Consider the following 14,803-nt stretch of genomic DNA (forward strand, 5'->3'; position numbering starts at 1 on the left):
TTTGTTATTTGATTTCTTTTCGGTGGAATACGAGAATACCGAGTACCCCGGAAACGGCTATTGTCAACAACGGTACAAGTAAAAGCGCTGGCCAATCTCCACTGTCGATACTGGGCTTACCGATATCGCTCACCAGTTTGAAGATGGAATAATCATACAAATTACTAAAGAAAGAGATCTTTGAACCTATACTAGCCAAAACCGTATCAATCATAAGGAAGAAAATCATTGAGAAGCCGATAGTTTTGCCGCTGTCGGTTAGGATTACGGTGAACAGCGCCCCGATGGCTGCGTAACCAGCTGTGTACAACAGGGTTAGCCCGAGGGCTCGCGGTATAAAAAGTGTAGTGCTTCCTTCCGGCAGATGACCGAAGCCCGAAAGCAGCGTGACTTCGACTGTGCTGACAATAGGAAAGACGAGCGAAATCGCCATGGCCCCAACTGCGAATACGATTAGTTTTGCCGCGAACAGCCGGCCTCTGGTGTTGCCCGAAGATGCGATCGTCTTCATGACCCCTGTGGAATATTCGTTAGAGATAAAGAATCCAGCCAGAATGGCTACGCCGAATTTAATAATGTAGGCATTGCTTGAAATAAAGGTAGTCAGAAATTCAGCACCGGTGATCTGAGGTTCCCCATTGGACCGATGATCAAAATAATATAGCAATGGGTAAGCAAGTGAGAGGACGGAAAGTGCCAATAGAAAAGTCCAAAATGATCTATTCTTACGGAGCTTGAAAAACTCAACTCTGATCAGATTATACATTTGGATTCCCCCCAATTCGCTTCGTAAAATAACTTTCCAAGTCTTCACCCATAGGCATAAACTTCTCGATCTCGAGGCCGGCAGAGAATAACGCTGTTGATACTTTGCCTGGCTGCTCAATGCGGCTATACAACTTGATGGTTCCATCCTGCATCACTTCGAAATCGGCCGTACCCAGCTCGTTCTGAATGACGGCTGTTGCCTTGCCGGGATCATCCACTTTGATAAACAAATACTGCTGACATTTCTCGTTTAATTCCTCCGCAGTGAGTTGTTCAAGCAACTGACCGCGATGAATAATGCCATAATGACTTGCCATTAAATGCAGCTCACTTAGAATATGACTTGAGATCATTATCGTAATGCCAAGCTCACGGTTTAGTCGCTTGAGCAGTTCGCGCATTTCGACGACACCCATCGGATCCAACCCATTGGTCGGCTCGTCCAGAATCAGAAATTCTGGATCTCCCAGCAAGGCGATGGCAAGACCTAACCGCTGCTTCATTCCAAGTGAGAAATTTTTGGCTTTCTTCTTGCCGGCGCCCTGCAGTCCAACTTGTTCTAGCATTCTAGGAACGCAATCTTTGCCGGGAATACCGCGTAGAATCCGGTTTGCTTCTAAATTTTCGCTTGCAGTCATATGGGGGAACAAAGCGGGGCTCTCGATAATCGAGCCGATTCGCTTACGAGCCTGGATCAAGGCCTGCTCTTCACTGGCTCCGAACAGCTCGATCGTCCCCTGAGTCGGAAAAGCAAGTCCGGTCACAATCCGGATTAATGTTGATTTTCCAGCTCCGTTTTGCCCAATAAAACCATAAATAGAGCCTTTACGGATTGACAAATTGACTTTGTCCAGCACCGTATGGCCCTTGAACTTTTTGGATAGTTGATTTGTTTTTAATACATACTCGTACATCTCGTCTTGGCCTCCTTTTCGTGATAGACCAAGTATAGAATTGAAAACATAAGAAGAGCTAAAGCCAAATCTTAAGAATGTCTTAAGGCTTGAGCCGATAACCTATGCCCCATACCGTCTCGATAAATTCGCTTCCTGGTGCGGCCTTGGTTAGCTTGCTGCGCAAATTGCTCATGTGGACATTGACCGTATTGTCGTCCCCAAAATATGGCTCGTGCCAGACTCTTTCATACAAATTCGCTTTCGTAAACACCTTTTTTGGGGCCGACAAAAGTAACGAGAGAATCTCAAACTCTAGAGCTGTGAGCGTCAGTTCCGCACCATTTGCCGTAACCGACATCGCATCTCGATGAAGTACAAGGCCCTGATGCTGGAGCACGTTAGGCAAAGCCGATTGCGCAATCCGCGAATACAAACGTAGATGAGAATCGATCCGTGCAGAGACTTCTTCAACATCGAAGGGTTTTGTAATGAAATCATCCGCCCCCGCCCGTAGGGCAGACACCTTGGTCTGGGGCTCACCCTTGGCGGAAATGATAATTACCGACATATCGTCCCGCCCGGCAATCCTCTCAAGTAGTTCCTCTCCCGACATGCCAGGCAGCATCAGATCCAGTAGCAGCATGCTCCATTGACGTTGCTCCAGATAGAGAAGTGCCTCCGTTCCCGAGTAAGCGGGTTGGGGAATGTAGCCGCTTTTCTTAATAATGTTGCACAGCAATCGGTTGATGTCGCTGTCGTCCTCAGCAACAAGAATATGTATCGGGTTATTCATTTAATCTCCTTTTTCCACCTAAAATAGGTCGTTATTCGGATGAATGCCTATTAAATAGGATAGCAGGTTTTAGATTCTGTATCCAGATCCAGCCAATTTCTGCATTTTGGTTATTCAAATCTATATCACCGATTCTCGTGAGTTCATTTTTATATAAAAAAGAGACTCTTCTATTTAAATAGAGGAGTCTCTTTGCTATGTTAAGGTATTTAGATAAATAGATTATGACCCGACTGATCGGCTTGGCCGAGGTAATAACCAACGCCGCCGATTCCGACACCGTCAATCAGTTCTTCACGAGTGATGCCCATAAGATCCATGGACATTTGGCAGGCGACGATTTCCACACCTTGGTCGATAGCCATCTGAATCAATTCTTCCAAGGAAGAGATATTTTTGCTCTTCATTAGAGAGCGGATCATCTTCGAACCCATGCCCATCATGTTCATATTTGAAAGCGTCAGCTTCCGGCTGCCGCGTGGCATCATGGCACCGAACATTTTACCGATGAAGTTCTTGTTCACATGCACCTTCTCATCCTTGCGGATAATATTGAGGCCCCAGAAGGTAAAGAACATCGTGACTTTTTTGCCGCTGGATGCTGCTCCGTTGGCAATGATGAAGGAAGCGATCGCTTTATCCAAATCCCCGCTAAAAACAACCATTGTGCTTGCGTTGCTAGTTTGAATTACTTGTTCGCCTGCTCCGGTTGGTGCTGATGCTGAAGCCTCGATAACTCCTTTGCGCAGATAAGCTTCGATCATACCAGTAGGCAGCTTTGTTAGCTGCAAAAGCGTATGGTTGGACATACGAGCCCAAGCCTTGATATCCTCATAAAATCCGGGATCGGAAGCAGTTACCTTCAGGACTTGGCCGTCCAAGAGCGGGTCCATACTCATTTTAACTTGGATCAGCGGCCCTGGGCAGCACAGTCCGCAGGCATCAAGCACGGAATCAGGTGCTAGTTCCGTTTCTATTTTGGATGAAGGGGCACCTATTGTGCTGGAGTTAGCTGTGAAAGCTGTAGCATTGACGGTTGGTGTAACTGTGCCAGTCCCAGTCTCTGTCCCAGTCCCAGTCCCAGTCCCAGTCCCAGTCCCAGTCCCAGTCCCAGGCTCCGTCATTGCTCCCGTTGCTGCGATTTCTTTACTGGCTACGGCTGTATCAACGTTTGGCGTCAAGTTATCTTTTTTTTTAGGCGTAAATTGGCTCATCTGATAGGTTTTATACCCCCCAGTCAGATTTTTCACACGGTAACCTTTTTGCTGCAAAATCCGGGAAGCGGTGTAGCCTCTGAGTCCAACTTGGCAATACACCCAAATTTCTTTACTAGGGTCAAGCTCGTTTAGCCGACCACGCAGATCATCCACAGGGATATTAATGGACCCTTCAATATGACCGTTGGCATGTTCGATTTCCGAACGTACGTCAACTAAAATGGTGTTGTTTTTGTCACGACCCTCTAAATCCTTAGGGACGAATACCGTAGTCAAACCTTGCAAAATATTTTCAGCGGCAAAGCCGGCCATGTTCACCGGATCTTTTGCGGAAGAATAAGGAGGGGCATAAGATAGCTCCAACTCCGTCAAATCAGTGACCGTACCTCTAAAACGAATAACTGTAGCGATATCGTCGATACGTTTATCTACACCGCTGTAACCCACAGCTTGTGCTCCTAGCACCGTACCTTTTGGATCAAAAATCAGCTTCATAGATATCGGAGTTGCCCCCGGATAATAGGTTGCGTGTGAGCTTGGATGTATATAAATCACGTGATACGGCAGACCCAAACGTTGTAGTGTTTTTTCGTTATTTCCAGTAGAAGCACCTGTGACTCCAAAAACCTTAATAATAGAAGTCCCTTGTGATCCTTTGTAAGTTGTGCCGAGACCACTGACGTTGTCCGCAGCAATGCGCCCTTGCTTATTGGCAGGACCAGCTAGTGGAATGGCAGTTTTTGTTCCGTTTACGAAATCAACCACCTCAACCGCGTCACCTACAGCGTACACTTGATCCAGATTTGTCTCCATCCGCTCATTGACTACAATATGGCCACGGGGACCGAATTCTAAGCCACTGTCCTTCAGGAAAGAGGTATCCGGAGAAACGCCGATAGCCAGCAGAACCATATCACTTTGCAGTACAGTGCCACTTGCTAATTGCACCTGTATTTGTTCTCCCACCTCAGCAAACCCTTGGACCATATCGGAAAAAATAAGATTAACGCCATGGTCGTCAAGTTCTTTTGCCAAAATAGAAGACATTTCAGTATCGAACGGAGCTAATATTTGTGGTCCTGCTTCAATTAAGGAAACTTCCAGACCAGCTTCTCTAAGATTCTCAGCCATTTCCACACCGATAAATCCACCACCGATCACCACGGCCGAACGTGTGCTTTCCGCAGCGACTTTAGCTTTGACTTTGTCAGTGTCGGGAATGTTACGCAACATGTGTATTTTGGAACTCTCGATACCAAGCAAATTCGGACGAATCGGTTTAGCACCTGGCGATAAAATAAGCGCATCATAACTCTCTTCATAGGAGCCTTTTTCTATACTTTCTACTCGCACTTTTTTGTTCACGGGGTCGATAGACACTACTTCACTTTGAATCCGGACATCGATGTTAAAACGTTTATGCATCGCCTCCGGTGTCTGCACTAGCAGCTTGGAGCGGTCCTGAATGGAACCCCCGATATAATAAGGAAGTCCGCAATTGGCAAAAGAAATGTACGGATCACGCTCAAACATTACAATATGCACATCTTCATCTAATCTCCGAAGTCGTGCTGCTGCTGATGCGCCTCCTGCAACTCCACCAACAATCAATACTTTTTTACTCATGATGACTTATTCCTCCCCTAAAAATAAATGAATCAGATGTTTGATTTTTTCGTCTTTAACAGAATAGTTAATTTCCAGCCCATTACGTTCGGTTTCAACGATGCCTAGTGATCTAAGCTTCTGTAAATGCTGGGACACCGTAGATTGGGGAAGGTCGAGACAGTCCTGCATGAAGCTCACGTTGCAGCTGCCCTTTTCCAGAAGTCCTTTGATGATGCACAAGCGCACGGGATGAGCTATAGCCTTTAAGGTTTCGGCGGTTTGGTTATAAGCTTTAAAATTTTTGTCCATGGTAACGAACACCTCGCTTTACAATATCCTTATATCGTAATATTATGATATAGTGATATGGAAATCAAGTTATTTTTATAAAGGTGAAGGAGAGATGCTCGATGTCTTTTAAAATTTCAAAGGAAATTACCCCACAGCAAGTTGCGGAACGCTTGAAGAATGGCGAGACTCCTACCATGTTGGATATACGCGAACCAGCCGAATGGGTGGAGGGACATGTAATGGGTGCTAAGCATATTCCGCTTGGACAGCTATTGATGCGCATAGATGAATTGGATTCTCATGGCGAGATAATTGTGATGTGCTTAAGTGGTGGCCGTAGTGGACTGGCTTGTGAGCTGCTGAGTGAAAAGGGGTATAACGTTGTGAACATGACGGGTGGATTAGGGGCTTGGACGGATGATTTTTTGGTACGGGAGTAATGGCATGAGCATGATGGTACGGATCCTACTGAGTATCTTAATTGTCTTTAGTATTTTGAGGTTTTTACGTTATGCATGGCCTGTTCGTTCACTTTCTTATATAGAAGTCCGTGAGGTTCGCGAATTAGCAGATCAATCACTGGCTATGAAAATGCTCGATGTCAGGGATGCCGTTGATTACCAGAAGGACAGTATCCGTGGTTCGATAAATATATCGCTTGGGCGGTTACCCTATGTCTGGCAGCACTGTCTATCTCCAGGCGATTCGGTCTTAATTCTTGCAGGAAGCTACTACAATAGAAATAAAGCTGCGCGAATTCTTTATAAGCAGGGATTTCGTAAGTTATATGCGGTAAACGGTGATTTGTTAGGGAACAAAAGAACGCTCTCCGACATTTCTGTGAAAGGTTGTTGTGAAGGATAATGGATTTATGATCATTGATTTCCCGTCTCGGATTGAAGCTAGGGTGTCGAAGTCAGGGTGTCGATGGAATGATCTCTTATGATGCCTATGGGCGAGGCGCTCGGCATGCACATTTGCTAGGTGAGGGAGAGCAGTGAAGAGGAGCAATATGTCACTCTAGTTGAGCCGCTATATTAATGGTGCTAAGTTGTGATGTTGTGGCTAGGTCGCTATATTAATGATGCTAAGTCGCGATGTTGTGGTAGGTCGCAATATTAATGTTGCTAAGTCGCAATGTTGTAGGTAGGTTGCTACATTAATGTTGCTAAGTCGCGATGTTGTGGCTAGGCCGCTAAGTCAATGTTGCTAAGTCGCGATGTTGTGGCTAGATCGCTAAATCAATGTAGCCAAGTCGATGTTGTAGCTAGGGCGCTAAGTGATGTAACTAAGACGCAATCCAGCCAGCCTCACTCGAACTCAGTTTTAATTGCATTTTGTGCAGCTAAACTTCAGTAGTTTTAGGAAAAGTAACAATTAACTGCACTTTGTACATCTAAATTTGATCATTTACGCTTAACTACCTAATATCTCCTTTTTTAGTTGTAGAAAGTACAACTAAATGGACTTTTAGGGGGATAAGGGTTAAATAGTTGCATGAAATACAATTAAATAGAAAAATCACAGGTCGATAGCCAGTGAATAGTGGAGAATGGGAAACGATTTTGGGTAATTTCAGAAGGGAGGGCGAATAACATTATTCTAGCTAAACTTAGTCAAACCGAGATTACTTTAACTGAACTTACTATACAAAACATACTATATTGAGCTAAGTCTAGTCGTCTAACTCAAAAGTAGTTTACTTAACCGAGATTGTTCTTGCTGAGCTAATACTAACTGAACTGTAGTGATCTAACTGTAGCTAAATTTAGCTGAACTCACTGTAGTGATCCAATTCTAGCTGAACTCACTGTAGTGATCTAACTGTAGCTGAAATTACTTTAATGCAACATACTCTAACCAATGTGATTTTTTAATAGGCAAGTATATTTAGCTCGATGCTAACGTTGAATGTAGAGTGTCATTGACAGCATAAGAAGGCGAATACTATACTTTTGAGTAATAGGACGAAGCACGTCCCGCATCCATAATTGGGTGCGGGATTTTTTTATGCCAAGGAGGAGGGGAACGTTATGGGATTTACGGAAGAACATCGTAAGTGGGTGGAAGATCATATTAGTCGAAGAACGGGAGAAAGACGGGGGAGATTGGAGCGGGGACATGGGCATGGTGAGCGAATGTTTGCGGAGAAGGTTTGGTGGCCGATGATGGGTCATTTTGATGATCTCCATCCTGAATATGAAGTGTTGGATTGGCGGGGATGGCCTTATTTTGTTGATTTTGCGTGGAAGCCTGGGCAGGTTAAGTTTGCTTTTGAGGTAAAAGGTTACGGCCCACATGTGCAAAACACAGATCGGACGCGTTATCGGCAGGAATTGAATCGAGAGACTTATCTACAAATCGCGGGTTATCGGGTAGTGGCGATACCATATGATGATCTGGAAGCCAATCCTGAGAATACTATTTTTTTGTTGAGATCATTGCTGATGCCGTACCTCGCTTTGAGGACAGAAGAGAAGGAGGCGTTTAGTCGACTGGAGCGTGATATTTTGCAAATTGCGGTGCGTTCGAACGGGGACATTCGGCCTGTTGATTTGGTGAGGGAGCTTGGCATTGATCTGCGTACAGTTAGGAAATGTATGAGGTCGCTTTGTGAGAAAGGTAAGTTTAAGCCGATAGTTTCCCAGGTGAGTGGGAGGGTTTGTCGCTATGAATATGTACATTCACTTAACGATATTCAGCTGTGGTGAATAAACGGTATAAATCCCGTAGATTGTGGGCCTACAGCGGGAAGTGGGCAAATGAACGGTATAAATCCCGTAGATTGGAGGCGTGGAGCGAGAAGTGAGCAAATGAACGGTATAAATCCCGTAGATTGTGGGCGTGGAGCGGGAATTGGGCAAATAAACGGTATAAATCCCGTAGATTGTGGGCGTGGAGCGAGAAGTGAGCAAATAAACGGTATAAATCCCGTAGATTGCGGAGATGGAGCGAGAAGTGAGCAAATGAACGGTATAAATCCCGTAGATTGGAGGCGTGGAGCGAGAAGTGAGCAAATGAACGGTATAAATCCCATAGATTGGAGGCGTGGAGCGGGAATTGGGCAAATGAACGGTATAAATCCCGCAGATTGGGGGCGTGGAGCGGGAAGTGGCCAAATGTACGGTATAAATCCCGTAGATTGTGGGCCTACAGCGGGAAGTGGGCAAATGAACGGTATAAATCCCGTAGATTGTGGGCGTGGAGCGAGAAGTGAGCAAATGAACGGTATAAATCCCGTAGATTGTGGGCGTACAGCGAGAAGTGAGCAAATAAACGGTATAAATCCCGTAGATTGTGGGCGTACAGCGAGAAGTGAGCAAATAAACGGTATAAATCCCGTAGATTGTGGAGATGGAGCGAATAACGAGCAAACCTACGTACTCACATCATCCCCCTAAATCTCTAATTATGACCTGATTTCTATTTAGATTGTTAAGGTGTTGCGGAGGAGGGGAATCTTCTATGATTAGATGGATAGGACGTATAGGAGTTTTTTTGAAGGATTGTCCTCGGGAATGAATGAAACCGCTATCAACAAGAGACGAAGGAGCGATTTTGATGGGAACAGATATAGCTAAATATCCATTTCAACAGATTGATTTACCTTTAAATGAGCGAGTGCAGGATCTGATCTCCAGACTAACACTTGATGAAAAAGTAAGCCTGATGCCTCAGTATCAAGCTGCCATAGAGCGTTTGGGTGTTGGGGCCTACAAGCATGGTACGGAAGCGGCGCACGGGATTTCTTGGCTTGGAAAAGCGACTTCTTTTCCTCAGCCAAGCGGACTGGCTTGTACTTGGAATCCAGAGCTGCTGAAGGAAATTGGTTCGGCCATCGGAGATGAAGCTAGAGCCTTTTATAAAAAGAATCCAACGGTGAACGGTCTGACGTTATGGGCGCCAACGGTGGATATGGAACGTGATCCACGTTGGGGAAGAACTGAGGAAGCTTACGGTGAAGATCCAGAGTTGACCGGCCGACTCAGCACATCACTAGTGCAGGGAATCCAAGGTGATCACCCGGTCTATTTGAAAGCGGTAGCAACGCTGAAGCATTTCCTCGGCAACAATAATGAGATTGAACGCGGGAACTGCTCCGCGAGCATCGATCCGAGAAATATGCGGGAGTATTATCTGGAAGCGTTTAAGCCTGCTTTTCAAGAAGGTGGCGCACAGTCCATGATGACCGCTTATAACTCGGTGAATGGCGTGCCTGTTATTCTTCATCCGGCAGTAATGGATGTGGTTAAAGGCGAATGGGAAATGGATGGCTTTATTGTAAGCGATGCCGGCGATCTTTTTGGGATCGTGAAGGACCACAAGTATTATGAATCTTTTGCACAATCGATGGCTGAATCTATCAAAAATGGAATTGACAGCGTAACAGAAGAAACCGCAGAGACAATCAAGGTTCTTCACGAAGCGCTAGACCAAGGCCTCTTAGCAGAGGAAGATTTGGATCGTGCACTTGCCAATACTTTCAGAGTTCGTTTCCGTTTGGGAGAGTTCGATCCGGTTGAAGGTAACCCGTACGCAGCAATCGACGATTCCGTTATTCTTAGCAAAAAACATACGGCACTCTCTTTGGAAGCTGCGAAACAATCTATAGTATTGTTGAAGAATGAACAAGGCACATTGCCATTGAACAAAAGCAGTCTGAGCAAATTGGCGATTATTGGTCCGCTTGGTGATGAAGCCTTTAGAGATTGGTATTCTGGCACATTACCTTATGGAGTGACTCCTTTGCAGGGTGTTAGCAAAAAGCTGCCTGGTAAACACATTACTTTTGAGAGTGGCGCAGATCAGATCATTCTTACTTCAGCTGCAAACGGCCAAGCCATTGGAATCACAGGTGAGGACGGAAGACTGGCTGTACAGCATGACATAGCAGAGCACGGAGAATTGTTCCAACATACAGCCTGGGGTTGGACTAGCAATACTCTGAAGGCGACAAGTCGCGGTCAGTATGTAACTTTAAGCGAAGCAGAGACTCTCACAGCATCTGCTGATGAAATTTACGGCTGGTTTGTAAAAGAATCGATTAACATCGTTCCGGAAAGCGAAGATACGGTATCTTTGCGGACCTGGAATGATAAAATGATCTCGGTGAATCCGGAAGATGGAACACTGCAGGTGGCAGATCAGGATGCTAATGCGGAAGCACGTCTTTTCAAAAAGAACATCGTAACTAACGGCATAGAGGCTGCAGTAGAAGCTGCCAAGGCTGCGGAAATCGCTGTGGTTTTTGTGGGCAACCATCCACTCCTTAACGGAAAAGAAGAAATCGATAGACCGGATATTGTGCTTCCAGAGGAGCAAGAGCGACTGGTCAAAGCTGTCTATGAAGCGAACCCGAATACAGTTGTAGTCATTGTCGGCAGTTACCCGATAACTTCCACTTGGATTGACGAGAACATCCCGGCTGTATTGTATACCTCCCACAGTGGACAAGAGCTGGGCAATGCGGTGGCAGAAGTTCTTTTCGGCGATTACAGTCCTTCCGGCAAGCTGAACATGACTTGGTTCCGTTCTGTAGAACAGCTGCCTGAGCTGATGGATTATGATATTATCAAAGGCAAAAGAACATATATGTACTTTGACGGAGAGCCACTGTATGCGTTTGGACACGGCTTAAGTTATGCCCAAGTTTCCTACAGCAACCTAAGCCTAAGTGCTAAGGAGCTGCAAGCGGATGACACGTTTAAAATTTCCGTTCAAGTAGAGAATACAGGCGTTGTTGATGGGGACGAAGTGGTGCAGCTATATGTGCAAGCTCTGAATTCCCGGGTGAAACGTCCGATTAAACAGTTGAAGGGTTTTGAAAAAGTAAACCTAACCGCAGGTCAATCGCAAACCATAGAGTTTACGTTGCCGGTTGCCGATCTGGCATTCTGGGATGTTACCCGTGAGCAATATTGCGTGGAAAATGGAGAGTACATGGTTCTGATCGGCCGTTCATCTGCTGATATCCAATTATCCGCTCAACTATCGGTTCAAGGGGACGTTATTCCGTCGCGTAATCTGTATATCAATACCAAAGCAGAGAATTACGATGACTACGAAGGCGTATATCTGGACGAGTGCAAAGCAGGCGGTGCTTCCATACATCCAGTAAAAGATGGCGCTTGGATCGCTTTTAAAGATGTATTGTTCGAGCAAGGGGCAGGAGCTTTTGAAGCCTTGGTATCCTCTGCAAAAGGTGGCACCCTCGAGATTAGAACGGGCAGCCCAGCAGGGACAATGGTTGGATCTGTGACTGTACCATCGGGTGACGTGTTGCAGCAGTGGAACACACTTACTGGTGAAGTATCCGTGGAATCTGGAACTACCGATGTTTATCTCATCTTTAATGGTGAGGTACTGCTTAGCCGTTTTCAATTTAATCAATAAGATAAGCTAGAGCGCTCTTAATTTCTTTGGATGGAGAGGTGCCTGTATGGATTGTTTAGGATGTCGGATCGCTAACGGGATTGAGCCTAACGTAAACGTAGTATACGAGAATGAAATTGTAACTTGTGTGCTCGACATTGCTCCATTTAACGAAGGACATCTCTTAATTCTCCCTAAAAAGCATTATTGGGATCTCGAAGATATCGATTCAGAAACATCGTATGCGATTATGGACGCTTCAAAGAAGCTATCAGTTGTCCTGAAGGTTTTGTTTGCACCTGATGGCATCAGCATTTGCCAAAATGGTGGGAAGTTTAACGACCTGACTCACTATCATATGCATCTTATTCCTAGATACGAAGGAGATGGCTTCGCTTGGAGCGAACCAATCCATCCGCACGGTGCCGAAAAGTTATTAAGCCAAACTCAAGCTGAAATTCTCAGTATCATAAATGAGTATTAAAAAAAGGACATTCCTGAAAGATCAGGGATGTCCTTTTCGTTTCTTTTCATCTAATCACAACCGCCCCCGCCAGCATCTCCACCACCACCGAAGTCTCCACCGCCACTATGTCCGCCGTCTCCACCCCAGCTATGCCCCCCGCTGTCAGGTCCAGAGTGGTGATGCGAGTGATCTCCAGGGTGATGATGATGGTGGTTAGAGTGGTTTGGATCCAGCAGATCCGGATGACTGGCAGCCATAAAAGACATGTTGGCGGCATCATTTTGCCTATTTCTATCAAAGGTACTTCTGTTCGGGCTCGAGCCATTCCGTATAACGGCTTGTATAATAATAAATACAGCGACACCTACAAATAGTATCCCAAAAACCATAACGAACCTCTCCCTTCAACTCCAAAAATTAGTTATTAGCTGCTTTCGTCAAAAACTCAAGATTTCTGTAAAAAATACTCCCATAATTCCAGCCCAGATAAGGCTCAGGAATTTCTATATGGTTCACATTCACATTCATGTCTTCGTGTATTAATGATTCGCTAATATGGATTATATCATTTATATATCGTTTTATTTGCTGTAGATAATGTTTTTGAGTAACGGGCCCGTGACCGGGAACAATTATGTTCACATCTAAGCGCTCGACATAAGTAAGTGCCTCCAACCGGGATAAGGGATTACCGTCTACTAATAATGGATGATTATCAACAGCGACAATATCTCCAACAAAAGCTAAAGAATCGGAAGGAGAAAATAGAATAGAATCGCATTCCGTATGGGCAGCACCCACCGATAAGAGCTCAACGGATCTAGCCGAGCCATGTATGGTCATTTTGCGGTCATAAGTTAGTTGGGGAAGCGTTACTTCAAGCGTTAGTATAGACTCTTTGATTTCTTGTAAATAACCTATTTGCGAAAGGAGCTCTCGTTGTTTGGAAGCGTTCAGTTCGAGCTCGAGAGAGGTATTAAGCTTATTAAGATCCTCATCAAGATTAGGAAGCAGTTTCTTCATTCGGGCTAGCCAGTCGGGTTGAGTTTTTATCATGAGCTCTCTAGTTCTACTGGAGGATATGATTACTTCTTCCGAGAAGAATTGGTTCCCTCTAACGTGGTCTCCATGCCAATGGCTGTTGATGACGTATTTGATAGGTTTATTAAAATAATACAGAGCGGCATCCCTAAGATCTTTGCCAGCTTGTGGAGTGTTGAATGTATCAAAGATTAATGTGTAATCACCCATATCTATCAAACCGGCATTGCTCATGGCTCCGCCTTGCTCCTTCGCTTCAAGGCAATAAATGCCTTCCACTAGAGGGACGCAGTTAAAATGTCTGGAATGAAACATAAATTAACCTCTTTTCCTAGATAATCGAATGAAATTTATATCTATTTTATAATTTTATGGAAGTTTATACTATGATTTAATTACTCTCGGAATAGAAAAGGTTGCTTTTATACGCCCGATTTGCTACCATACGATGTAACTTAATCATTTATTTGTTTTCTAGGGTTCCGCAGCGAGTGCACAGCTGGTCTGGTCCGAGGGAAAACGCACGAACATTAAGTTTGTGTCTACACGGAGGGATAAAAGCCCGGGAGGTATCGCCATTTGGCGATGACCTTCCGGGCTTATTTGTTTGTCCGTGGGCAATCATAAGATATGGTGAATTGAAGGAGGGCTTGAAATGAAAAAGAATTCAGAGTGGCTGAAGGTAGTTGGCGCTGCGATTTTCGAAGTCATGTGGGTCATAGGTTTAAAGCATGCTTCAAGCGTGTGGGAGTGGCTGATCACAGTTGTAGCCATAATAATAAGTTTCTATGTCATTATTTCAGCAAGCAGTAAATTACCGGTGGGTACCGTATATTCTGTATTTGTTGGGCTGGGGACAGCAGGTACAGTCATTGCGGACATGGTTTTATTCGGTGAACCCTTCAAGCTAATGAAGCTGGTACTGGTGGTTATTTTGCTGGCAGGAGTAATAGGTCTGAAAATGGTAACTAACGAAACCAAAGATATCAAAGAAACTGAAATAAAGGGGGAGTCTTAAATGGCATGGGCATTTTTGGTTGTTGCTGGATTGTTTGAAATGTTCGGAGTGGCTATGATCAACAGGTTGAATAAACACCGGAATCTGCAGTCGTTTTTGCTGCTCTTCCTTGGTTTTGGTGGAAGTTTTCTTTTTCTATCATTTGCAATGAAAAGTTTGCCTATGGGTACAGCTTATGCGGTATGGACGGGGATCGGTGCATCTGGTGGGGCGATTTTGGGGATGCTTTTATATGGAGAGGCCAAAGATTGGCGGCGGGTTATCTGTATTTTTATGATACTGGGAGCCGCAGTGGGGCTGAAGTTGATAGCGTAGTTAGCAATCAATTTGTTG

15 protein-coding genes and 1 riboswitch are annotated in these 14,803 nt (G+C 44.9%); of the genes, 8 read left to right on the forward strand and 7 right to left on the reverse strand.

Annotated features, from left to right (window positions below; translation table 11 throughout):
- Window positions 1-4: 4 nt before the first annotated feature.
- From NYE72_RS07315 to NYE72_RS07335, 5 genes are all read right to left on the reverse strand, one after another.
- The gene (locus tag NYE72_RS07315; protein ID WP_038569425.1) at window positions 5-766 is read right to left on the reverse strand and encodes an ABC transporter permease; all 762 of its coding nucleotides are present in this window, start codon (window positions 764-766) and stop codon (window positions 5-7) included.
- The gene (locus NYE72_RS07320; RefSeq protein WP_339211625.1) at window positions 759-1,682 is read right to left on the reverse strand and encodes an ABC transporter ATP-binding protein; all 924 of its coding nucleotides are present in this window, start codon (window positions 1,680-1,682) and stop codon (window positions 759-761) included. The genes NYE72_RS07315 and NYE72_RS07320 overlap by 8 nt, the downstream gene beginning before the upstream one ends.
- Before the next feature lie 82 nt (window positions 1,683-1,764).
- A complete protein-coding gene (locus tag NYE72_RS07325; RefSeq protein WP_038569427.1) occupies window positions 1,765-2,457 on the reverse strand; it encodes a response regulator transcription factor in 693 nt (230 codons plus the stop codon).
- Window positions 2,458-2,666: 209 nt separating this feature from the next.
- Window positions 2,667-5,300, reverse strand: a complete 2,634-nt coding sequence (locus NYE72_RS07330) for a DsrE/DsrF/DrsH-like family protein (protein ID WP_339211627.1) — start codon at window positions 5,298-5,300, stop codon at window positions 2,667-2,669.
- 6 nt (window positions 5,301-5,306) lie between these two features.
- The gene (locus NYE72_RS07335; RefSeq protein ID WP_339211629.1) at window positions 5,307-5,591 is read right to left on the reverse strand and encodes a metalloregulator ArsR/SmtB family transcription factor; all 285 of its coding nucleotides are present in this window, start codon (window positions 5,589-5,591) and stop codon (window positions 5,307-5,309) included.
- Window positions 5,592-5,692: 101 nt separating this feature from the next.
- On the opposite strand from NYE72_RS07335, the gene NYE72_RS07340 reads away from it, so the two are divergent.
- The 6 genes from NYE72_RS07340 (at window position 5,693) to NYE72_RS07365 (ending at window position 12,429) form a co-directional block, all read left to right on the forward strand.
- Window positions 5,693-6,013, forward strand: coding sequence for a rhodanese-like domain-containing protein (locus tag NYE72_RS07340; RefSeq protein ID WP_038569431.1), 321 nt, complete (start codon window positions 5,693-5,695; stop codon window positions 6,011-6,013).
- A gap of 4 nt (window positions 6,014-6,017) precedes the next feature.
- Window positions 6,018-6,437 carry a rhodanese-like domain-containing protein gene (locus tag NYE72_RS07345; protein WP_076098864.1) on the forward strand — a complete coding sequence of 140 codons (420 nt, stop codon included), beginning with the start codon at window positions 6,018-6,020 and terminating at the stop codon, window positions 6,435-6,437.
- 1,169 nt (window positions 6,438-7,606) lie between these two features.
- Window positions 7,607-8,284 carry a winged helix-turn-helix domain-containing protein gene (locus tag NYE72_RS07350; protein ID WP_036675732.1) on the forward strand — a complete coding sequence of 226 codons (678 nt, stop codon included), beginning with the start codon at window positions 7,607-7,609 and terminating at the stop codon, window positions 8,282-8,284.
- Between the two features lie 51 nt (window positions 8,285-8,335).
- Entirely contained in the window at window positions 8,336-8,974 is a 639-nt protein-coding gene (locus NYE72_RS07355) for a hypothetical protein (RefSeq protein WP_339211632.1), read from the forward strand.
- 160 nt (window positions 8,975-9,134) lie between these two features.
- Window positions 9,135-11,966, forward strand: a complete 2,832-nt coding sequence (locus NYE72_RS07360; RefSeq protein ID WP_094903247.1) for a glycoside hydrolase family 3 protein — start codon at window positions 9,135-9,137, stop codon at window positions 11,964-11,966.
- Window positions 11,967-12,012: 46 nt separating this feature from the next.
- Window positions 12,013-12,429, forward strand: a complete 417-nt coding sequence (locus NYE72_RS07365; RefSeq protein ID WP_038569451.1) for an HIT family protein — start codon at window positions 12,013-12,015, stop codon at window positions 12,427-12,429.
- Window positions 12,430-12,479: 50 nt separating this feature from the next.
- On the opposite strand, the gene NYE72_RS07370 is transcribed toward NYE72_RS07365, so the two are convergent.
- Together NYE72_RS07370 and NYE72_RS07375 are read right to left on the reverse strand one after the other, a co-directional pair.
- A complete protein-coding gene (locus NYE72_RS07370; RefSeq protein WP_339211634.1) occupies window positions 12,480-12,800 on the reverse strand; it encodes a hypothetical protein in 321 nt (106 codons plus the stop codon).
- A 28-nt stretch (window positions 12,801-12,828) separates the two neighbouring features.
- Entirely contained in the window at window positions 12,829-13,767 is a 939-nt protein-coding gene (locus NYE72_RS07375; RefSeq protein WP_038569457.1) for an MBL fold metallo-hydrolase, read from the reverse strand.
- Between the two features lie 148 nt (window positions 13,768-13,915).
- Window positions 13,916-14,023, forward strand: a riboswitch (guanidine-I (ykkC/yxkD leader).
- Between the two features lie 84 nt (window positions 14,024-14,107).
- On the opposite strand from NYE72_RS07375, the gene NYE72_RS07380 reads away from it, so the two are divergent.
- Both NYE72_RS07380 and NYE72_RS07385 read left to right on the forward strand, forming a co-directional pair.
- Window positions 14,108-14,470 carry a multidrug efflux SMR transporter gene (locus NYE72_RS07380; protein ID WP_036675723.1) on the forward strand — a complete coding sequence of 121 codons (363 nt, stop codon included), beginning with the start codon at window positions 14,108-14,110 and terminating at the stop codon, window positions 14,468-14,470.
- Window positions 14,471-14,785 carry a multidrug efflux SMR transporter gene (locus tag NYE72_RS07385; protein WP_036675721.1) on the forward strand — a complete coding sequence of 105 codons (315 nt, stop codon included), beginning with the start codon at window positions 14,471-14,473 and terminating at the stop codon, window positions 14,783-14,785.
- Window positions 14,786-14,803: the final 18 nt, after the last annotated feature.

The sequence above is a fragment of the Paenibacillus sp. FSL L8-0333 genome (genome assembly GCF_037965665.1).
Classification (GTDB): Bacteria; Bacillota; Bacilli; order Paenibacillales; family Paenibacillaceae; genus Paenibacillus_AQ; species Paenibacillus_AQ odorifer.